The 19,560-nt window shown below is 61.7% G+C and carries 19 protein-coding genes and 1 tRNA gene; 8 read left to right on the forward strand and 12 right to left on the reverse strand.

Features of this window, described 5'->3' with window-relative positions; translation table 11 throughout:
• The first annotated feature begins 63 nt into the window (after positions 1 to 63).
• On the forward strand, positions 64 to 558 hold the full coding sequence (locus E5221_RS18575) for a DcrB-related protein (RefSeq protein WP_247846220.1): 495 nt from the start codon (positions 64 to 66) through the stop codon (positions 556 to 558).
• Positions 555 to 1,052, forward strand: a complete 498-nt coding sequence (locus E5221_RS18580) for an Imm26 family immunity protein (RefSeq protein ID WP_247846221.1) — start codon at positions 555 to 557, stop codon at positions 1,050 to 1,052. Before E5221_RS18575 ends, E5221_RS18580 begins: the two co-directional genes overlap by 4 nt.
• A gap of 541 nt (positions 1,053 to 1,593) precedes the next feature.
• On the opposite strand, the gene E5221_RS18585 is transcribed toward E5221_RS18580, so the two are convergent.
• From E5221_RS18585 to E5221_RS18615, 7 genes are all read right to left on the reverse strand, one after another.
• A tRNA-Gly gene (locus E5221_RS18585) sits at positions 1,594 to 1,669 on the reverse strand.
• Positions 1,670 to 1,733: 64 nt separating this feature from the next.
• Positions 1,734 to 2,294, reverse strand: coding sequence for a CDP-diacylglycerol--glycerol-3-phosphate 3-phosphatidyltransferase (pgsA, locus tag E5221_RS18590; protein WP_015271035.1), 561 nt, complete (start codon positions 2,292 to 2,294; stop codon positions 1,734 to 1,736).
• Between the two features lie 32 nt (positions 2,295 to 2,326).
• Positions 2,327 to 4,150, reverse strand: a complete 1,824-nt coding sequence (uvrC, locus tag E5221_RS18595) for an excinuclease ABC subunit UvrC (protein WP_013973365.1) — start codon at positions 4,148 to 4,150, stop codon at positions 2,327 to 2,329.
• A 6-nt stretch (positions 4,151 to 4,156) separates the two neighbouring features.
• Entirely contained in the window at positions 4,157 to 4,795 is a 639-nt protein-coding gene (gene uvrY, locus E5221_RS18600) for a UvrY/SirA/GacA family response regulator transcription factor (protein WP_015271036.1), read from the reverse strand.
• A gap of 63 nt (positions 4,796 to 4,858) precedes the next feature.
• Positions 4,859 to 5,248: a helix-turn-helix domain-containing protein gene (locus tag E5221_RS18605; RefSeq protein WP_247846222.1), complete on the reverse strand. Its 390-nt coding sequence runs from the start codon at positions 5,246 to 5,248 to the stop codon at positions 4,859 to 4,861.
• A 117-nt stretch (positions 5,249 to 5,365) separates the two neighbouring features.
• Positions 5,366 to 5,797 (reverse strand): GNAT family N-acetyltransferase, encoded by a 432-nt coding sequence (locus E5221_RS18610; protein ID WP_247846223.1) that lies wholly within the window; start codon positions 5,795 to 5,797, stop codon positions 5,366 to 5,368.
• 184 nt (positions 5,798 to 5,981) lie between these two features.
• Positions 5,982 to 6,368, reverse strand: coding sequence for a DUF488 family protein (locus E5221_RS18615; protein WP_061551113.1), 387 nt, complete (start codon positions 6,366 to 6,368; stop codon positions 5,982 to 5,984).
• Positions 6,369 to 6,496: 128 nt separating this feature from the next.
• Between E5221_RS18615 and E5221_RS18620 the strand changes: the two genes are divergently transcribed.
• On the forward strand, positions 6,497 to 8,113 hold the full coding sequence (locus tag E5221_RS18620) for an inorganic phosphate transporter (protein WP_247846224.1): 1,617 nt from the start codon (positions 6,497 to 6,499) through the stop codon (positions 8,111 to 8,113).
• Positions 8,114 to 8,245: 132 nt separating this feature from the next.
• On the opposite strand, the gene E5221_RS18625 is transcribed toward E5221_RS18620, so the two are convergent.
• From E5221_RS18625 to E5221_RS18635, 3 genes are all read right to left on the reverse strand, one after another.
• The gene (locus tag E5221_RS18625) at positions 8,246 to 8,941 is read right to left on the reverse strand and encodes a glutathione S-transferase N-terminal domain-containing protein (RefSeq protein WP_015271041.1); all 696 of its coding nucleotides are present in this window, start codon (positions 8,939 to 8,941) and stop codon (positions 8,246 to 8,248) included.
• Positions 8,942 to 9,028: 87 nt separating this feature from the next.
• Positions 9,029 to 9,526: a PaaI family thioesterase gene (locus E5221_RS18630; RefSeq protein WP_061551111.1), complete on the reverse strand. Its 498-nt coding sequence runs from the start codon at positions 9,524 to 9,526 to the stop codon at positions 9,029 to 9,031.
• Positions 9,527 to 9,587: 61 nt separating this feature from the next.
• On the reverse strand, positions 9,588 to 10,970 hold the full coding sequence (locus tag E5221_RS18635) for an amino acid permease (RefSeq protein ID WP_085720497.1): 1,383 nt from the start codon (positions 10,968 to 10,970) through the stop codon (positions 9,588 to 9,590).
• A gap of 255 nt (positions 10,971 to 11,225) precedes the next feature.
• Here E5221_RS18635 and gcvA point away from each other — a divergent pair, with 255 nt between their 5' ends.
• Both gcvA and E5221_RS18645 read left to right on the forward strand, forming a co-directional pair.
• Positions 11,226 to 12,122 carry a transcriptional regulator GcvA gene (gcvA, locus tag E5221_RS18640; RefSeq protein WP_015271044.1) on the forward strand — a complete coding sequence of 299 codons (897 nt, stop codon included), beginning with the start codon at positions 11,226 to 11,228 and terminating at the stop codon, positions 12,120 to 12,122.
• A 235-nt stretch (positions 12,123 to 12,357) separates the two neighbouring features.
• Positions 12,358 to 13,611 carry an aspartate aminotransferase family protein gene (locus E5221_RS18645; RefSeq protein ID WP_247846225.1) on the forward strand — a complete coding sequence of 418 codons (1,254 nt, stop codon included), beginning with the start codon at positions 12,358 to 12,360 and terminating at the stop codon, positions 13,609 to 13,611.
• A gap of 12 nt (positions 13,612 to 13,623) precedes the next feature.
• Here E5221_RS18645 and E5221_RS18650 read toward each other — a convergent pair whose 3' ends face one another.
• A complete protein-coding gene (locus E5221_RS18650; protein ID WP_013973376.1) occupies positions 13,624 to 13,926 on the reverse strand; it encodes a hypothetical protein in 303 nt (100 codons plus the stop codon).
• Between the two features lie 245 nt (positions 13,927 to 14,171).
• Here E5221_RS18650 and E5221_RS18655 point away from each other — a divergent pair, with 245 nt between their 5' ends.
• Positions 14,172 to 14,597: a hypothetical protein gene (locus E5221_RS18655; protein WP_182328454.1), complete on the forward strand. Its 426-nt coding sequence runs from the start codon at positions 14,172 to 14,174 to the stop codon at positions 14,595 to 14,597.
• A 73-nt stretch (positions 14,598 to 14,670) separates the two neighbouring features.
• Positions 14,671 to 16,782 carry an elongation factor G gene (fusA, locus tag E5221_RS18660; RefSeq protein WP_100413758.1) on the forward strand — a complete coding sequence of 704 codons (2,112 nt, stop codon included), beginning with the start codon at positions 14,671 to 14,673 and terminating at the stop codon, positions 16,780 to 16,782.
• 112 nt (positions 16,783 to 16,894) lie between these two features.
• On the opposite strand, the gene E5221_RS18665 is transcribed toward fusA, so the two are convergent.
• On the reverse strand, positions 16,895 to 18,337 hold the full coding sequence (locus tag E5221_RS18665) for a SulP family inorganic anion transporter (RefSeq protein ID WP_247846226.1): 1,443 nt from the start codon (positions 18,335 to 18,337) through the stop codon (positions 16,895 to 16,897).
• Between the two features lie 164 nt (positions 18,338 to 18,501).
• Here E5221_RS18665 and E5221_RS18670 point away from each other — a divergent pair, with 164 nt between their 5' ends.
• The gene (locus E5221_RS18670; RefSeq protein ID WP_024087406.1) at positions 18,502 to 19,236 is read left to right on the forward strand and encodes a secretin N-terminal domain-containing protein; all 735 of its coding nucleotides are present in this window, start codon (positions 18,502 to 18,504) and stop codon (positions 19,234 to 19,236) included.
• Positions 19,237 to 19,560: the final 324 nt, after the last annotated feature.

A 19,560-nucleotide genomic window follows, 5' to 3' on the forward strand; every position in this document is an offset into this window, starting at 1 on the left:
ATCGAGAAAACCATAATTATATAAATATCACCATCTGCGTGGCGTTATAAACACTGACGGCGATTGCAGATAGATCTGCAACCACCGTCAAATCAATACTACTTTATGGTCAACCAAAGCAGGCGAACAACAGACATCTCAGCAGTATCTGTTGCCGCCGCTTCCGACCTAGGCGAGGAAGCACCTGAAGACCTGACGCTCAACATGCTGCGCTTTCGTGCTCGAGACACCACGTTGGTAATGGCGCGCAGCCCCGTCGCCAACGACAAGACTCTGGACCAAGCCATCGATGACCAACTGCGGATGCTGCGAAAAAAGTCCGGGGCAATGACCATCACACCCACGAAGATCGCGCGTTTGGGGGGAGGTGAGCACTCCGTCGAAGCTCGAGAAATGGCCATTGAATTCAAGGTGGGGGACAAGCCCAACTTCCAGCTCCAGGCCGCCTGCATGATTCTAGGTCAGCACCGGCTGCTGGTGATCAACTACAGCAAGTCAACATGCCACTCAACATCAATTAAGCCAACAAGAACAGAAAAAATTGGAGCTTGCCCATGAAAGAACTAAAAACCTTGAAGTGGAAAGATAAAGAGAGAACAATACTGAGAAAAATCTCTCCCGGAGATATATTCTGCCTCACCAAAGACAACAGCAACTATCATTTCGGTAAAATCTTGTCAAAAATGATTGTAGGCCACGCAGTCGAAATATTAAATATCACTAAAGACAGCCCATCAATCACCCAGCAAGAACTTGAACAATCATCCTTAGCAGGCCGACCGCTGCTGCTAGATAGTTACGCTTTATTCGACAAGAAAATTGACAAAGGTGGCGACTGGAGAATAATTGGCCATCAAGAGATATCATCACCAGAATCTTATCGAAACTACTACTTCCTGTACGGAACACACAACAACTGGAAAAAAGTCAACATCCTCAATGAGGAAGTTGAAATATCAAATACAGAGGCCCTAACGCTCCCCTTGCTTAAAGCTCTTAGCAATCACAGATTCTGGGAAACAATAAACGAAGAACTAAAGCTAAACTGGTAAAACCATAATTTCACCAGCATAAGTGTACGCAACCGGACTTGTCGACCAATGAGATGTCCATGCAGTTCATGCACGAAAAACACCATGGACCTCATCGTCACATCGGCGCAGCACACGAGGCTACCGTGGTCGGCCCGAAGGGAGAAGAGATCTATTGCGATGAGTGGGGCCGAGTAAAGGTCAGCTTTCCCTGGGACCGTGAAAGCCAGAACAACGAGTTCAGCTCCTGTTGGGGCGGGTATCCTAAGGCTAGGCCGGTAACTGCTGGGGCTTGATGACGAGCTCGGAGACCACACCCCACACCTCGTCCGAGTATTCGTAACGCCTAGCCATCACAGAATGCCTTTCCGTCGATGCGGGGGGACTCTGCAAAGTTTCAGCGTTCGAGGGGCGGTGATTGGGTTTCTTGGGATTTCGTACAAAGCCTGGAAAGGCCCGAATGCCCATGGATCCTGATGGATCTGACTGAAACGAAAAAAGACGCCGAAGCGTCTTTTTTCAATGATTTACAGACTTCCATGGAACCCTGTAAATCTATATTTGGAGCGGGAAACGAGACTCGAACTCGCGACCCCGACCTTGGCAAGGTCGTGCTCTACCAACTGAGCTATTCCCGCGTCGTGATGGGTGCCATTCTAGCGATTTCTAAAACAGCGTCAACCCCTTGATTCAAAAAAACTTTTATTTCTGCTCAGAGCCTTCGCGCAGGTGCGGCCAGGCGGCCAGCAGGTAGTGCACCATCGACCACAGGGTCAGCCCCGCCGCCACCAGCAGCAGCGCGTAGCCGAGGATTACCCAGAAGGTGACCGCTGGCGGGTTGGCCAGCAGGATCACCAGCGCCAGCATCTGCGCCGCGGTTTTCCACTTGCCGAGGTTGGACACCGCCACATGCGCCCGCGCACCCAGCTCGGCCATCCACTCGCGCAGCGCCGAAACCACGATCTCGCGGCCGATGATCACCGCGGCCGGCAGGGTCAGCCAGAAGTTGGCATGGGTCTGCACCAGCAGCACCAGGGCCACCGCCACCATCAGCTTGTCGGCCACTGGGTCTAGGAAGGCACCGAACGGCGTGCTCTGCTGAAGACGACGCGCAAGGTAGCCATCCAGCCAGTCAGTGGCGGCGGCAACGGCGAACACACTGCTGGCGGCCATGTAGCTCCAGTGGTAGGGCATATAGAACAGCAGGATGAAAATCGGGATGAGCAGGACGCGTAGAACGGTGAGCAGGTTTGGAATATTCATCGGTACGACTGGCCGCAAGTTGAGCCCGCATTCTACTCGCTATGCAGGCTGGCATAAATCGACTCGGCAAGCTTTTTACTGATGCCGGGTGCTTTGGCGATTTCATCGACACTGGCGCGGTTGAGCTCCTGCAGGCCGCCGAAATGTTTCAGCAGGTCGCGCCGGCGCTTGGGCCCTACCCCGGCCACATCCTCCAGGCTGGACACCCGGCGGGCCTTGCCGCGGCGGGCGCGGTGGCCGGTGATGGCGAAACGGTGGGCCTCGTCGCGGATCTGCTGGATCAGGTGCAAGGCCGGTGAGTCGCCCTTGAGGGTGAACTCATGGTGCACGTCGTTCAGGTACAGGGTTTCGAAACCGGCCTTGCGCGTCACGCCCTTGGCCACGCCAAGCAGGGTCAGGTCGCTGAAGCCAAGCTCCTGCATCACGTCACGGGCCATGTTCAGCTGGCCTTTGCCGCCGTCCACCAGCAGCACGTCGGGCAGCTTGCCCTCGCCATCCTTGATGCGCCCGTATCGGCGGGTCAGGGCCTGGTGCATGGCGGCGTAGTCGTCACCAGCGGTGACGCCTTCGATGTTGAAGCGGCGGTAGTCGGACTTGAGCGGGCCTTCGGGGCCGAACACCACGCAGCTGGCCACGGTGGCTTCGCCGCTGGAATGGCTGATGTCGTAGCACTCCAGGCGCTGCGGCACCTCGTCCAGGCCCAGCACCTCGGCCAGGGCCTCGAAACGTGCGGCCATGTGCTGGCGGTTGGCCAGGCGCGCATTGAGCGCCTGCTCGGCGTTGGTCACCGCCAGCTGCTGCCAGCGGGCGCGGGTACCGCGTACCCGATGGCTGATGGTCAGCTCGCGGCCGCGCAAGGTCTGCAGGGCTTCGCTGATGGCTGCGAAATCTTCGTGCACCACGTTGACGATCAGTTCGCCCGGCAATTCGCGCTCGGCATTGCCCAGGTAATACTGGGAGAGGAAAGCGGCCATCACTTCGGCCACCTCCTCCTCGATGCCCACCTGCGGGAAGAAGTTCTTGCTGCCCAGCACCCGCCCGCCACGCACGCTGATCAGGTGCACGCAGGCGCCACCGGGGTTGACGAAGGCGGCGATAACGTCGACGTCGCCGCTGCCGCCTTCGATGTACTGCTGGTCCTGGACGCGGCGCAGCAAGGCGATCTGATCGCGCAGCTCGGCGGCCTTCTCGAAATTGAGGGCCATGGCGGCCTTCTCCATCTCGGCATTGAGCTCGTTGCCCAGTTGCTGGCTACGCCCTTCGAGGAACATCACCGAGTGGCGCACGTCCTCGGCATATTCCTCAGCGGTCACCAGGCCCGTGCAGGGCCCTTTGCAGCGTTTGATCTGGTACTGCAGGCATGGCCGGGTGCGGTTGGCGTAGTAGCTGTCTTCGCACTGGCGCACCGAAAAGGCCTTTTGCAGCAGGCTGAGGCTTTCGCGAATGGCGCCTGCGCTGGGATACGGGCCAAAGTAGCGGCCCTTGGCCTTCTTCGCCCCACGGTGAATGCCCAGCCGCGGGAACTCGCCGTCGGAAAGGAACACGTAGGGGTAGGATTTGTCATCGCGCAGCAGGATGTTGTACGGCGGCCGCCACTCCTTGATCAGGTTCTGCTCCAGCAGCAGCGCCTCGGTTTCGTTGGCGGTGATGGTGGTTTCGACCTGGGCGATGCGGGCCACCAGCGCGGCGGTCTTGGGCGCCAGGCCGGTCTTGCGGAAATAGCTGGCCAGGCGCTTCTTGAGGTTCTTGGCCTTGCCCACATAAAGCAGCCGGGCTTCGCCGTCGAACATCCGGTAGACGCCCGGGCGACCACTGCAGGTAGCCAGGAATGCGCTGGCATCGAAAACTTGGGACATGAGGTTTTACAGGCTTGCGTCGACCATGCCGTGGCGAACGGCCAGCAAGGTCAGTTCGACGTCGCTGGTGACCGAGAGTTTTTCAAAGATCCGATAACGGTAAGTATTGACGGTCTTGGGCGAGAGGCACAACTTGTCGGAGATGATCTGCACTTTCTGGCAGCCGACGATCATCAGGGCAATCTGGATTTCCCGTTCCGACAAGGCATCGAACGGCGAGCCCTGTGGCTGGAATGGCTTCAGCGCCATCTGCTGGGCAATCTGCGGGCTGATGTAGCGCTGGCCGGCGAAGGCCAGGCGGATGGCCTGGACCATTTCGTCAAGGCCGGCGCCTTTGGTCAGGTAGCCAGCAGCGCCGGCCTGCAGCAGGCGCGTGGGGAACGGGTCTTCCTCGCACACGGTCACGGCAACCACCTTGATGTCCGGGTGGCTGCGCAGCAGCTTGCGGGTGGCCTCCAGGCCGCCGATGCCGGGCATTTTCACGTCCATCAGCACCACATCCGGCTTCAGTTCACGGGCCAGCCTGAGCGCCGACTCGCCCGAATCGCCCTCACCCACCACCTGCAGGCCATCGATGTCGGCCAGCATGCGTGTAATACCGGTTCGTACCAGATCGTGATCGTCGACCACTAAGACCCTAATCAAGCACACACCTCGTCAGCAGGGCGATTGGATCCCGCCACCTTAACAAAATTTTTCACGGCGGACCTAACGCATTCCTTCCGTAAGAAACGCCTGACGTTCAACCGTAAGCGGCCTCACTGCCTGCCGGGATTTGTCGTTGTTGGTCAAACGCCGCAACAAGTGCCAGAGTGCTGCCTGATCGTCGCACGACAACTGCCGGAAAGCCCCCAGCAAACCGGACTCATCGGCGCTCAGCCCCTCGAGCGGTGCCGGGGTGCGGATACCGCTGAGCACATAGAGTGCATCCACGCCCCGGGTTGCCAATGCCGCCAGGTAATCGACCCGCGGGGAGCGTTCACCACTCTCGTATTTGCCCTGGGCATTGGGTTCGACCCCACCGATATCGCCAAACACGCGCTGGGTCATCCCCAGACGCTCACGCTCTTCCCGCAGCCGCGGACCGATTCCATTCATGGGGGGCTCCTTATCCCTGATCACACTCATGTACGGCCTACCCGCCTGCAGGCGGCCGTGAACGCCTGAGGTCACTATGCCGATGCTCACCAGTCGCGACAAGCCATCATTGAGCTATTAGTCGATCGCGCGCTGCATGCGCACAAAGCATTCGTCCTCACCCATTTCGACGAAGCCGTGGCGCTGGTAGAGCACACGCGCCGGGTTGCTGCGAAACACCATCAGCCGCAGCAGCGGCAGGTGCCGCTGGCGGGCCCACAGTGCCAACTGCTCCAGCACCCAGCTGCCGACCCCGCGCCCACGGTGTTCGGGTAGCAGGTGCAACTCGCGAATGAACAACGCCTGGCGGTCCTGGCTGAGGCTGCAGAAGCCGAGTACCGCGTCGCCATCGGTCACCAGCCACTGCTCGCGCCAGCCCCAGGCTTCGTCGAAGGCTTCCTCTAGCCACAGCAGGTCGTATTCGCGGTAGTACGGCAGCATCGCGCGGCGCGTGAGGTCGCGGGCGAAGGTGCGGTGGGAGTCGTTGGCGGGGGTCAGTTTTAGAGGCATGGGTTCTCTGGTCTGGCAGCTCTTGCACTGTCGTTTGTAGGAGCGGCCTTGTGTCGCGACAGGGCTGCACAGCAGCCCCGGGATTTCGGCATGGAGCCATTATTGCCGGGGCCGCTCTGCGGCCCTGTCGCGACACAAGGCCGCTCCTACAGGGGTCAGCACAGTCCCGATAAATCATTATCGCTCATTGGGCGTAGCACACGGGCGAACTGCCGGGCCCACGGCGATCCAGTTCGTCCTCCAGCCATTCAGCCAGCACCCGGGCATTGTTGTGCTCGGTATCCTTGCCCGCATAAAGCAATGTCAGCGTGCCCTTTCCGGCCAGGTCCAGCAGCGGATACCAGTGCTCGGGGTGGGCCGCCAGCTCTTGCTGGTAACGCTCGGTGAAGCCGGCGAAATCCACTTCACCCTGGTGAAACGCCTTGCGCAACTCATCCGAGGGTGCAACTTCGCGCAACCACTGCCCGTGCAGGTCTTCCTTGCGCTTGTTACGCGGCCACAGGCGATCGACCAGCACGCGCTGGCCGTCGTCTTGCTCAACCGCATCGTAGACACGCTTGCAGCGAATCATGGGTTTCTCCTGCCACTACCGTCCGTCTTGAGCCTAGATAAATCATTGATCGAGGTCACGGCCGGGTTACGAATTGTTTCTATGCTCAAGGCCTTCGGCACCCTTGCCCCACCCCGACCGGAGCCACCATGGCAACCCCCTCACTGGCCAGCCTGCCGCAACTGGCCCAACGCGATGCCCGCCCGCAACTTGCCCACAAGCCCGGGCGAGCCACCCTGGTGTTGTTCTTCGGCCTGCTGCTGGCCGGTATCGCCTACACCGCCTGGAGCCTGAAGCAGGATGTGACGGCCAGCGGCACGGTAATCACCACGGTCACGCCATTCCTGCTGCTGGGCCTGGCATTGCTGATTGCACTGGGCTTCGAGTTCGTCAATGGCTTCCATGACACCGCCAACGCAGTGGCCACCGTCATCTACACCCACTCGTTGCCTGCCCCCGTCGCCGTAGTCTGGTCCGGGCTGTGCAACTTCCTCGGCGTGCTGCTTTCCAGTGGCGCGGTGGCGTTCGGCATCATCGCCCTGCTGCCGGTGGAGCTGATTCTGCAGGTCGGCTCTTCGGCCGGTTTCGCCATGGTCTTCGCCCTGCTGCTGGCAGCGATCATCTGGAACCTCGGCACCTGGTGGCTGGGCCTGCCGGCCTCATCCTCGCACACCCTGATCGGTTCGATCATCGGCGTGGGCGTGGCCAATGCCCTGATGCATGGGCGCGACGGCACCAGTGGTGTGGACTGGGCCCAGGCCAGCAAGGTCGGTTATGCCCTGCTGTTCTCGCCACTGCTCGGCTTTGCCTGTGCCGCCCTGTTGCTGCTGGCCCTGCGCGCGCTGGTCAAGCGCAAGGCGCTGTACCAGGCGCCGGAAGGCCAGACACCACCACCATGGTGGATTCGCGGTGTACTGATCCTGACCTGCACCGGGGTGTCCTTTGCTCATGGCTCCAACGACGGCCAGAAAGGCATGGGCCTGATCATGCTGATCCTGGTTGGCACCCTGCCGATGGCTTACGCATTGAACAAGACCATGCCCAATGAACAGGCCCTGCAGTTTTCCGCGGTCGCCGAGGTAACCCGCCAGGCACTGGTGCGCGGCGCCCCGCAAGAAGCACCAGCCGACCCACGCCAGGTGCTGACCACGTTCATTGCCGAGCCCAGGGCCAACCCGCAACTGATACCGGCGCTGGCGGCGCTGACCGGCATGATCGGCGAAGAGGTCAAAGGTTATGGCTCGCTCAAACGAGTACCGGCCGAAGCCATGGCCAACGTGCGCAACGACATGTACCTGACCAGCGAAGCCATCCGCCTGATCGAGAAGAACCAGCTGGTGGCATTCGATGCAGGTACACGCAGCCAGGTGCTGCTGTTCAAGACCCAGCTGGATGATGCCACCCGCTACATCCCGCTGTGGGTGAAAGTGGCCGTGGCCATCGCACTGGGGCTGGGCACCATGGTCGGCTGGCGGCGCATCGTGGTGACGGTAGGCGAGAAGATCGGCAAGACCCACCTCAGCTATGCCCAGGGGGCTTCGGCCGAAGTGGTGGCAATGTGTACCATTGGTGCGGCGGACATGTTCGGGTTGCCGGTGTCGACTACCCATGTGCTGAGTTCCGGGGTGGCCGGGACCATGGTGGCCAACGGGTCGGGGATTCAGAAGCGCACGCTGGTCAACCTGCTGATGGCCTGGGTGCTGACCTTGCCAGCAGCAATGCTGTTGGCCGGCAGCCTGTACTGGCTGCTGCACCACATTTTCTGAGCCTGAAAACAGTTTCGCCTTCACTGGCCCTATCGCCGGCAAGCCAGCTCCCACAGGAACACCACAGACCTCAAGCCCTGTGCATTACCTGTGGGAGCCGGCTTGCCGGCGATAGGGCCCTTACAGCCAACCTCAACCTGGAATTTTCAGCCCGCGTTGCACGGCCGGCCGCTCGAGGAACGCCGCCAGCACCCGCTGCACTTCCTTGAACTGATCGAAGCCTACCAAATCTCGGGCGTTGTAACGCTCAACCAGGTTACGCACCCACGGGAAGATCGCGATATCGGCAATGCTGTACTCGTCGACCATCCATTCCCGGCCTTTCAGATGCCGGTCCAGAACACCGAGCAGGCGCTTGGACTCGTTGACATAACGGTCCCGCGGGCGCTTGTCCTCGTATTCCTTGCCAGCAAAGAAATGGAAGAACCCGACCTGGCCAAACATCGGCCCGATGCCACCCATCTGGAACATCAGCCACTGCAAGGTCTGGTAACGCTGGGCCGGGTCCTGGCTGAGCAACTGGCCGCTCTTCTCTGCCAGGTACTGCAGGATCGCCCCCGACTCGAACAGCGGCAGCGGCCGGCCGCCAGGGCCATTGGGGTCGAGGATGGCGGGGATCTTGTTGTTGGCGCTGAGCGAGATGAACTCGGGGCTCAGCTGGTCATCGTTGTCGAAGCTGACCTTGTGCGGCTCATAGGCCAGGCCGATCTCTTCGAGCATGATCGACACCTTGACGCCGTTGGGCGTCGGCAACGAATACAGCTGCAGGCGCTCGGGGTGTCTGGCGGGCCACTTGCGGGTAATGGGGAAAGCACTGAGATCGGTCATGATCAACCTTGCCTGGGGAATGAACCTCTCACTCTAGAGACATCCCCGGCCGCTGACCATCACCGACCACTCATCAGCACCGGCGGCTCAGGCCTGGCCGTGGGCCTTGAGCTTGAGCTTTTCGGTATCGACGCGAACGAACACCGAGTCGGCAGTCACTGTCAGCACATCGTCGGCCCAGACTTCGCAAATCACCCGGGTCTTGCGCCCTACCTCACCTTCCACACGCGCCTTGAGCAACAATTCGACACCCATGGGCGTGGGCTTGAGATAGTTCAGGCCAAGGCTGCCAGTGACACAGTCGATGCGCGGCAGGCTGCCCGCTTCGCGACCTTCGTTGCGGTAGTGGTAAGCCATTGCCGTCCAGTTGGAGTGGCAGTCGACCAGCATCGCCAGCAGCCCGCCATAGACCAGGCCGGGCCAGCCGATGAAGGTGCTGTCGGGCGCGTGCCGGCACACCAGGTGGATGCCGTCGGCGTCCCAATGGCTTTGCAGGTGCAGGCCGCTGGGGTGGGAACAACCGCAGCCGTAGCAAGTGCCGTCGGGTGCGGCGAGGGCCTGGAGGGAAAGGGAGTGGTCGTTCATACGCTTCCTGTGCTTATTGATATGGGGGGGCGCGCAACGCCCCCACATTAAAACAGAAACATCAGGCCGTCTGGGCAACCACCCTGGCGCGCCGCTGGGTCAGCGAAACCAGCAGGATGAACGCGGTCACCCCGGCGGTCATCAGCGTCTCGTAGCGGTAGGCATCGCTGAACAGCATGTAGCCCAGCACCATGACGATGGTGCCGATCACCAGCCAGGTCAGCCATGGGAACAGCCACATCTTCAGCTCCAGCGTCCGCCCTTCGCGCTCGGCACGGGCCCGCATGCGCAGCTGCGAAACGGCAATCACCAGGTACACCAGCAAGGCGATGGCGCCGGTGGTGGACAGCAGGAAGCCGAATACCTTGCCCGGGAACACATAGTTGACGAAGCACCCGGCAAAGCCGGCCAGGGTCGAGAAGATGACCGCCACGGTCGGTACGCCCGAGCCGGAGATACGCTTGGTAACGCTCAGCGCCTGGCCACGGGCGCCCAGCGAATAGAGCATGCGCGACGCAGTGTACAGGCCCGAGTTCATGCAACTGGTCACGGCAACCAGCACCACGATATCTACCAGCAGCTTGGCGCCCGGCACGTTCAGCACTTCCAGCACGCGCTGGAACGAACCTACCGCTTTGAGGCCCGGGTCGTTCCACGCCACAAGCGACACCACAAGGAAGATCGACGCCAGGTAGAAGATGGCGATGCGGTACACAACAAGGTTGGTAGCGCGGCGGATCTTGTCTTTCGGGTTGGCGGTTTCGTCAGCGGCAATGGTGACAATTTCGGCGCCGAAGAACGAGAAGATGGTGATCAGCACGCCACCGAGCACGGTGCCGAAACCGTTGGGCATGAAGCCGCCGTTGTCCCACAACCGGCTGACCCCGGACACCTCGGCCAGCGGCCAGACGCCGAACACCGCCAGGCTGCTGACCACGATGAAGGCGATGATCGCCACCACCTTGACCAGCGCGAACCAGTACTCGAAGGCACCGAAGTTCTTCACGCTGATCAGGTTGGTACCCGACAGCACCAGCATGATCAGGAAGGCGAACAGCCACGACGGCACGCCAGGGAAGTAGGCATGCAGGATGTCGGCGCCGGCAATGGCCTCGACCGGAATGATCAGTACCCAGAACCACCAGTACAGCCAGCCGATGGTAAAGCCCGCCCAAGGGCCGATGGCTTCGGAGGCATAGGTGGAAAACGAGCCGCTGTTGGGGTTGGCGATGGCCATTTCACCCAGCATGCGCATCACCAGCAAGACCAGCAGGCCAGTCATGGCGTAGGAGATGAGGATGGCCGGGCCGGCGGTGGCGATGGCGTTGGAAGAACCGATGAACAGGCCGGCGCCGATGATGCCGGCGATGGAGATCATGGATACCTGACGGGACGTCAGGCCGTGCTGCAGGGAGCGCTGTTTGTTGTTGTTTGGCGAAGCCATGAAGAACCCTCGAATGGGTCGGCCGCAGCGGGGCGGCTGAAGACTGGAGCAGAATTCTTATAAATTTCTGATGTTCGTTTTTGTTGTTTTGCAGATGCCGGAAGCGGGTACTGACCTCCTCTTCGCACGACCGGTTGTAATCGTTGATCCAGGTCAGTATTAATCTATAGGCCGAGGTCAACAAACGACCTTTTCGAAACACATGATTCCGTTATGGAATGAACTCCTTCCTTTTTTGCTCGGTATTTGCCCGTCATGTCCAAACGCCTGATGCCTTCGACCACCGCCCTTCAGTGCTTCGAAGCGGCCGCCCGCCACCTCAGCTTCACCCGCGCGGCCCAGGAACTGCACCTGACCCAGAGCGCCGTCAGCAAGCAGGTGGCGCAGCTCGAGGACATGCTGTCGCACTCGCTGTTCCAGCGCATTCGCCGGCGCCTGCACCTGACCCCGGCTGGCGCGCTGTACCTCACCGAAGTGAACAAGATCCTCACCCAGATCGACATTTCCAGCCGCTACATCCTCAGCTACGGCGACGAGACCGAAGTGCTGCGCATCGCCACCCAGCCCACCTTCGGCGCGCGCTGGCTGGTACCCCGGCTGAAGGGTTTTGGCGACCGCTACCCGCGCATTCACCTGGATATCCGCAATGAGCTGGAGCCGTTCGACCTGGTGCAGGCCAAGGCCGACATTGCGTTTTTCTTCGGCCAGGGCACCTGGCCCGGGGCAACCTGCATCGAACTGTTCAGCGAGGAAGTCGTGCCGGTGTGCAGTCCGCAGCTGCTGGCCAACCACCGGTTCGACAGCGCCCAGGCGCTGACCGAACACCGCCTGTTGCAGTGCGTGTCGCGCCCGGAGGCCTGGCATGAATGGTTCCTGGGGCTGGGGCTGCATAGCCAGAACAGCTACCACGGGCCCCGCTTCGACACGTTCTACCTGTGCATTCGCGCAGCCATTGCCGGCTGCGGCATCGCCCTGATCCCGCGCTACCTGGTGGCCGAAGAGTTGAGCGAGGGCAAGCTGGTGGTGGCCTGGGACCACCCGGTGGCGAGCAATGGCCGGCACTTCATCGCCCATGCCGAGCATGCGGCCGAAGTGCCCAAGGTCAGGGCCTTCGTGCAGTGGATTCGGGAGCGGGTGGCCGAGGGGGACTGATATCACCTGGGCGGGCCTCTTCGCGGGTAAACCCGCTCCCACAGGGATCGCACACCTTTCAAGCGTGGCGCCGTACCTGTGGGAGCGGGTTCACCCCCGAAGAGGCCAGTGCTAGCAATACAAAATCAGCCAACATCAAGAATCCAGGGAATGACCGCAATCGAATAATTCGTTTGCGGAATAACCTGCCAACACGCTTGGATAATAAGAAATTCGAACAAAGGTCCGCGTGCCCATGAACCAGGAAAGTATCAGCCAATCCATTGCCATCGTTCACCCGATCACACTTTCCCATGGCCGTAATGCCGAAGTCTGGGACACCGACGGCAAACGTTACATCGACTTCGTCGGTGGTATCGGTGTACTCAACCTGGGCCACTGCAACCCGGCCGTGGTCGAGGCGATCCAGGCCCAGGCCGCTCGCCTTACCCACTACGCCTTCAACGCAGCCCCCCACGGCCCATACCTGGCGCTGATGGAGCAACTGAGCCAGTTCGTACCGGTCAGCTACCCATTGGCCGGCATGCTCACCAACAGCGGCGCGGAAGCTGCAGAAAACGCCCTGAAAGTGGCCCGCGGTGCCACCGGCAAACGCGCCATCATCGCCTTCGACGGCGGCTTCCACGGTCGCACCCTGGCCACCCTGAACCTCAACGGCAAGGTCGCCCCGTACAAGCAGCGGGTCGGTGAACTGCCGGGGCCGGTGTACCACCTGCCCTACCCCAGCGCCGACACCGGGGTTACCTGCGAACAGGCCCTCAAGGCCATGGACCGCCTGTTCAGCGTCGAGCTGGCAGTGGAGGACGTGGCGGCGTTCATCTTCGAGCCGGTGCAGGGCGAAGGCGGCTTCCTCGCCCTTGACCCAGCCTTCGCCCAGGCCCTGCGGCGCTTCTGCGACGAGCGCGGCATCCTGATCATCATCGACGAGATCCAGTCAGGTTTCGGCCGCACCGGCCAGCGCTTCGCCTTCCCGCGCCTGGGTATCGAGCCCGACCTGCTGCTGCTGGCCAAGAGCATTGCTGGCGGCATGCCGCTGGGTGCGGTGGTTGGGCGCAAGGAGGTGATGGCAGCGCTGCCCAAGGGCGGCCTGGGTGGCACCTACTCAGGCAACCCGATCGCCTGCGCAGCGGCCCTGGCCAGCCTGGCGCAGATGACCGACGAGAACATCGCTACCTGGGGTGAACGCCAGGAACAGGCAATCGTGCGCCGCTTCGAGCATTGGAAGGCCTCGGGACTGAGCCCGTTCATCGGCCGCCTCACCGGCGTCGGCGCGATGCGGGGGATCGAGTTCGTCAATGCCGACGGCAGCCCGGCACCGGCGCAACTGGCCAAGGTGATGGAAGCGGCGCGGGCCAAGGGCCTGTTGCTGATGCCCAGCGGCAAGGCGCGGCACATCATCCGCCTGCTGGCACCGCTGACCATCGAAGCTGAAGTGCTCGAGGAAGGCCTGGATATCCTCGAGCAGTGCCTGGCGGAGCTGGGCTCCTGAGAAGAACGGGGCTTAAAGACCCAGTTCCTGCGGGGTGAGCATGTCGGACTCGAAGGCAATCCAGCCGCCTTCGAGTTCGGCGTGGCCGTTGACGATCGGGCCGTAGTAGGTCAGGCCGTTCTCCAGGGTCACGCAGATGTGCGTGGCGTTCTTTTCGGGGGCTGCGAGCGTACCGACGAAATGCACCTTCTTCAGCGTTTCGGTCACCGCTTCCAGGCCAACGCGCATATTGGGGTTTTCCGAGGCCTCGGCGTCGCCGCCACGGTCTTCGGCGCTGACGGTGATGGTGGCGATGTACGGGTACTTGGTGCTCAAGCGGGTTACCTCTGTGGGTGTGTAGGCGTATGGGCGCGTAGAGTACGGCAGGTGATCTCTATTGTCTCTACTGGCCTCTTCGCGGGTAAACCCGCTCCTACAGTGACCGCACATTGCCCAAGGCCTGCGCAGTACCTGTGGGAGCGGGTTTACCCGCGAAGAGGCCGGGCCTGCAAAAGGTGATCTGAATGCCCCGATCTGTTAGGGTGCCCGCCGATGCACGCCACACCACACGAGGATCCCGAGTGAGCGCCGAAGAACCCCTGATCGCCGACCTGTTCGAAGTCGACAAACGCCTGTCCCTCAAGCCCGTGGTGGACTTCAACAGCTACCTGCGCAACGCCTTCGGCGAAGGCCCGTGCCGTTGCCATCGCTGCACCGAAGGGGGCGACCAAGGCACCTACAGTCACGCCCACACCTTCACCCTCGACGGCCGCCAATGGCACCGCCGCTTTGCCAGCACCTCCGGCAGCGACGTCGCCCAGGCCCTGAAAAAGGCCTGGCTTTCGTACACCAAGGCCGATCTCAACCTGATCGGCGCACTGGACCTGGCCACTCTCAAGACCTTCACCGAAGCCGCCCTGCACACGCGCCTGCTGGCCCTGCTGCCAGCCAGCGGCCTGGCCCGCGAAGTGGATGGCCAGTGGCTGCTGCAAGCCCAGGCCGACTGACGGCCCGGCGGTAAAGCAGGATTCTCCCGTTCTGCTACCGTGGGAGAATCCGCTCATCCGCAGGTAGTCCGCCATGGCCCGTACAACGCCCATCGAGCTGTATCGCAATATCGGTATCGTCGCCCACGTGGACGCCGGCAAGACCACGACCACCGAGCGGATCCTGTTCTACACCGGGGTCAACCACAAGATGGGCGAAGTGCACGATGGTGCCGCGACCATGGACTGGATGGCCCAGGAGCAGGAGCGCGGCATCACCATCACCTCGGCGGCGACCACTGCCTTCTGGCAGGGCTCGACCAAGCAGTTCGCCCACAAGTACCGCTTCAACATCATCGACACCCCAGGCCACGTCGACTTCACCATCGAGGTGGAGCGCTCGCTGCGCGTGCTCGATGGCGCGGTAGTGGTGTTCAGCGGCGCGGACGGGGTCGAACCGCAGTCCGAGACCGTATGGCGCCAGGCCAACAAGTACCACGTGCCGCGCCTGGCCTACATCAACAAGATGGACCGCCAGGGCGCCGACTTCCTGCGCGTGGTCAAGCAGATCGACCAGCGCCTGGGCCACCACCCGGTGCCGATCCAGCTGGCCATCGGCAGTGAAGAGAACTTCATCGGCCAGATCGACCTGGTGAAGATGAAGGCCATCTACTGGAACGATGCCGACCAGGGCACCAGCTACCGCGAAGAAGACATCCCTGCCGAGCTGCAGGCGCTGGCCGACGAGTGGCGCGCGCACATGGTCGAGGCAGCGGCCGAGGCCAATGACGAGCTCACCATGAAGTTTCTCGAAGGTCAGGAACTGAGCGTCGACGAAATCAAGGCAGCACTGCGCCAACGCACCATCGCCAACGAAATCGTACCGACCATCCTCGGCTCGTCATTCAAGAACAAGGGCGTGCCACTGATGCTCGATGCGGTCATCGACTACCTGCCCGCCCCGTCGGAGATTCCGGCCATCAAGGGCACCGACCCGGATGACGAAGAAAAGCACCTGGAGCGCCACGCCGACGACAGCGAGCCGTTCTCGGCCCTGGCATTCAAGATCGCCACCGACCCGTTCGTCGGCACCCTGACCTTCGCCCGGGTCTACTCCGGCGTGCTCAGCTCCGGCAACGCGGTGCTCAACTCGGTCAAGGGCAAGAAGGAACGCATCGGCCGCATGGTGCAGATGCATGCCAACCAGCGGGCTGAAATCAAGGATGTGTGTGCCGGCGACATCGCCGCGCTGATCGGCATGAAGGACGTGACCACCGGCGACACCCTGTGCGACATGGACAAGCCGATCATCCTCGAGCGCATGGACTTCCCCGACCCGGTAATTTCCGTGGCGGTGGAGCCAAAGACCAAGGCCGATCAGGAAAAAATGGGCATCGCCCTGGGCAAGCTGGCCCAGGAGGACCCGTCATTCCGCGTGCGCACCGACGAGGAGACCGGCCAGACCATTATCTCGGGCATGGGCGAGTTGCACCTGGACATCATCGTCGACCGCATGCGCCGCGAGTTCAACGTCGAAGCCAACATCGGCAAGCCACAGGTGGCCTACCGAGAGAAAATCCGCAACACCTGCGAGATCGAGGGCCGCTTCGTCCGCCAGTCCGGCGGCCGGGGCCAGTACGGCCACTGCTGGATCCGCTTCGCCCCCGGCGACGAGGGCAAGGAAGGCCTGGAGTTCATCAACGAGATCGTTGGCGGCGTGGTACCACGCGAATACATCCCGGCTATACAGAAAGGCATCGAGGAGCAGATGAAGAACGGCGTGCTGGCCGGCTACCCGCTGATCAACCTGAAGGCGGCGGTGTACGACGGCTCGTACCACGATGTCGATTCGAACGAAATGGCCTACAAGATCGCCGCCTCGATGGCCACCAAGCAGCTGTCGCAGAAAGGTGGGGCGGTGTTGCTGGAGCCGGTGATGAAGGTGGAAGTGGTGACCCCGGAGGAGTACCAGGGTGACATCCTCGGCGACCTGAGCCGGCGCCGCGGGATGATCCAGGACGGTGACGAAACGCCGGCCGGCAAGGTGATCCGTGCCGAGGTGCCGCTGGGCGAGATGTTCGGCTACGCCACCTCGATGCGCTCCATGACCCAGGGCCGGGCCAGCTTCTCGATGGAGTTCACCCGTTATGCCGAGGCACCGGCGAGCATTGCCGATGCCATCGTCAAGAAGAACCGCGGGGAGTGATTCGTTCGCCTGTGCTGGCCTCTTCGCGGCTAAAGCCGCTCCTACAGGGGATATGCGTTCCCTGTGGGAGCGGCTTTAGCCGCGAAGAGGCCAGCACAGGCAAAAACCCTTCTCAGTGCTGCTCCCCAGCCCGCTTCAGCAGCTTCTTGCAGCGCTCGGACAAATGCACCACCCGCAGTTGCTTGCCCGCCCTCGCATACCGCTCCCGCAAGGTCTTCAACGCCGCAATCGCCGAATAATCGACAAAGCTCAAATGCTGGCAATCCAGGGTCACCTTGTCCGGGTCGTTAGCCGGGTCGAACTGGTTCAGGAACACCGTAGTCGAGGCAAAGAACAGCGTGCCATGCACCTGGTAATGCTTGCCCTCCTCTGCATCCTCATGGCTGTCGGCATACAGCTCCCGCGCATGCTGCCAGGCAAAGTTCACCGCCGCGATGACGATGCCGAACAGCACCGCCACGGCCAGGTCGGTGAACACGGTGACCACGGTCACCGCGATGATCGTCAGTACATCGCTCAGCGGCACCTTGTGCAGCACCCGCAAAGACGCCCAGGCAAAGGTCTGCTGCGCCACCACGAACATCACCCCGACCAGCGCCGCCAGCGGAATACGCTCGATCAACGGCGACAGGAACAACACGAACAGCAAGACCATAATCCCGGCCACCACCCCCGATAGCCGACCACGGCCATTGGAGCTGAGGTTGATCATGGTCTGGCCGATCATCGCGCAACCACCCATGCCACCGCACAGGCCGGAAACCATGTTGGCCGCGCCCAGCGCCACGCACTCGCGGTCCGGGTAGCCACGGCTCTCGGTGATTTCATCGGTCAGGTTGAGCGTAAGCAGGGTCTCAAGCAGGCCGACCATGGCCATCAGCACCGCATAGGGGGCGATGATCTTGAGGGTCTCGAGGTTCCACGGCACGTCCGGCAGGGCCAGCTGCGGCAGGCCACCGGCGATGCGCGCCATATCGCCCAGGGTGCGTGTGGGCAGGCCAAGCAGGTACACCAGCAAACCAACGCCAAGGATCGCCACCAGCGCTGGCGGCACCGTACGGGTCAACTTCGGCAGCACGTAGACCACCGCCATGGTCAGCGCCACCAGTCCAATCATCAGGTACAGCGGCGTACCGCTGAGCCAGTGCCCGCCCTCCTTGAAGTGTTCCAGTTGGGCCAAGGCGATAACGATCGCCAGGCCGTTGACGAAGCCGAGCATCACCGGGTACGGCACCAACCGCACCAGCTTGCCCAGGCGCAGCAAGCCGAACAGGATCATCACTACGCCGCCCAGCAAAACCGTGGCCAGCAGGTACCGCGCACCGTGCTGCACCACCAGCGCAACGATCACTACCGCCATCGAGCCGGCGGCACCGGAAATCATCCCCGGTCGACCACCGAAAAGCGCCGTCAGGGTGCAGATGATGAAGGCGCCATACAGGCCCATCAGCGGGTTCAGGTGAGCCACCAGGGCAAAGGCGATGCACTCGGGCACCAAGGCGAACGAGGTGGTCAGGCCGGCGAGCACGTCGGCGCGAAGTCGGGCGGGTTTCATGGGCATCCTGTGAGGCAATCCGGGCGGACGGTACAAAAACAAGGGGCGCGATGTTACGGAATTTGTCTGACAGCGGCCACCGCTCAAGGGGTTCTGTAACGTGAAACCAGCAGAAGCTGGGCAAATTTGCCATCATGAACATTCCACCTGCGGAGATCATGGACATGCCGCTACGCCCCCTATTCGCCGCCTTGCTGCTGGCCGCCAGCCTCACCGCCCAGGCCGCCACCGAGGTATTGCCGCTACAACACCGCAGCAGCGCCGAACTGCTGCCCGCCGCCCAGGCATTCATCGGCAAGGACGGCACGGTCAGCGCCTTCGAGAACAAGCTGATCGTCAACGCCAGCCCCGAACGCATCGACGACCTGCGCACCCTGCTGCAACAACTGGATACCGCACCCAAGCGCCTGCTGATCAGCGTCGACAACAACGACAGCAACTTCCAGGACAACCGTGGCAACGCGCGCGTCATCCACTATGGCACCAGCAACCGTGACGGCGGCATGCAGCAGATTCAGGCCAGCGAAGGCCAGCCGGCGCTGATCCAGATTGGCCAGAGCATCCCGATCACCAGCACCAGCACCGACGGCTACGGGCGCATTCAGAGCAATACCGAATACCGCAACGTGACCCAGGGTTTCTACGTCACCCCCAGCTTGAGTGGCGATACGGTTCGTCTGCAAATAAGCACCAATAATGACCGTATCAGCCAGGAACGTGCTGATGTAGTGAAAGTGCAAAGCACCGACACGACAATCACCGGCAAGCTCGGAGAATGGATCACCCTGGCCGGCTACAACCAGCAGAGCCAAGCCGACCGTAGCGCCTCAAGCCACAGTTACAGCACCCAACGGGGTGAAAACATGACTTTACGCGTCAAAGTCGACCTTCTCGACTGATCCCAGGCAATTCAAGGTCTCGACCAAAGGCCTTGAAACTGACTGCCAAGTCGTATTAGACCAAAGATGTAGTAAGTGAAAAAAAGCACTACAAAACATTTGACAGGGTCTTTTTCCCAAGGGCATGATGGCCTCGCTCCCGCTAATCAGGGGCCCTGGCAAGGGCCTTCGAGGCGCGCTCCTCCCACCCCTGGAGGCGTCTCGTGTCTATACGGCCCACAAGGCGGTTCGACGGGATTGCGACTGCAACGAAGAAGTTGTCCCGAGGGACGGAAGCGCATCACCGCAGTACTGGCAATCGCGTAGCACCGCAGCAAGGCAACC

The sequence above is a fragment of the Pseudomonas sp. A2 genome, from assembly GCF_023100865.1.
GTDB classification, from domain to species: Bacteria; Pseudomonadota; Gammaproteobacteria; order Pseudomonadales; family Pseudomonadaceae; genus Aquipseudomonas; species Aquipseudomonas asiatica.

Bases quoted from the DNA above. Each gene is read 5' to 3' on its own strand.
- E5221_RS18580 (WP_247846221.1), top strand. From the start codon at position 555: ATGAAAGAACTAAAAACCTTGAAGTGGAAAGATAAAGAGAGAACAATA.
- pgsA (WP_015271035.1), bottom strand. From the start codon at position 2,294: ATGAATATTCCAAACCTGCTCACCGTTCTACGCGTCCTGCTCATCCCG.
- uvrC (WP_013973365.1), bottom strand. From the start codon at position 4,150: ATGTCCCAAGTTTTCGATGCCAGCGCATTCCTGGCTACCTGCAGTGGT.
- E5221_RS18605 (WP_247846222.1), bottom strand. From the start codon at position 5,248: ATGAATGGAATCGGTCCGCGGCTGCGGGAAGAGCGTGAGCGTCTGGGG.
- E5221_RS18610 (WP_247846223.1), bottom strand. From the start codon at position 5,797: ATGCCTCTAAAACTGACCCCCGCCAACGACTCCCACCGCACCTTCGCC.
- E5221_RS18615 (WP_061551113.1), bottom strand. From the start codon at position 6,368: ATGATTCGCTGCAAGCGTGTCTACGATGCGGTTGAGCAAGACGACGGC.
- E5221_RS18620 (WP_247846224.1), top strand. From the start codon at position 6,497: ATGGCAACCCCCTCACTGGCCAGCCTGCCGCAACTGGCCCAACGCGAT.
- E5221_RS18625 (WP_015271041.1), bottom strand. From the start codon at position 8,941: ATGACCGATCTCAGTGCTTTCCCCATTACCCGCAAGTGGCCCGCCAGA.
- E5221_RS18630 (WP_061551111.1), bottom strand. From the start codon at position 9,526: ATGAACGACCACTCCCTTTCCCTCCAGGCCCTCGCCGCACCCGACGGC.
- E5221_RS18635 (WP_085720497.1), bottom strand. From the start codon at position 10,970: ATGGCTTCGCCAAACAACAACAAACAGCGCTCCCTGCAGCACGGCCTG.
- gcvA (WP_015271044.1), top strand. From the start codon at position 11,226: ATGTCCAAACGCCTGATGCCTTCGACCACCGCCCTTCAGTGCTTCGAA.
- E5221_RS18645 (WP_247846225.1), top strand. From the start codon at position 12,358: ATGAACCAGGAAAGTATCAGCCAATCCATTGCCATCGTTCACCCGATC.
- fusA (WP_100413758.1), top strand. From the start codon at position 14,671: ATGGCCCGTACAACGCCCATCGAGCTGTATCGCAATATCGGTATCGTC.
- E5221_RS18665 (WP_247846226.1), bottom strand. From the start codon at position 18,337: ATGAAACCCGCCCGACTTCGCGCCGACGTGCTCGCCGGCCTGACCACC.
- E5221_RS18670 (WP_024087406.1), top strand. From the start codon at position 18,502: ATGCCGCTACGCCCCCTATTCGCCGCCTTGCTGCTGGCCGCCAGCCTC.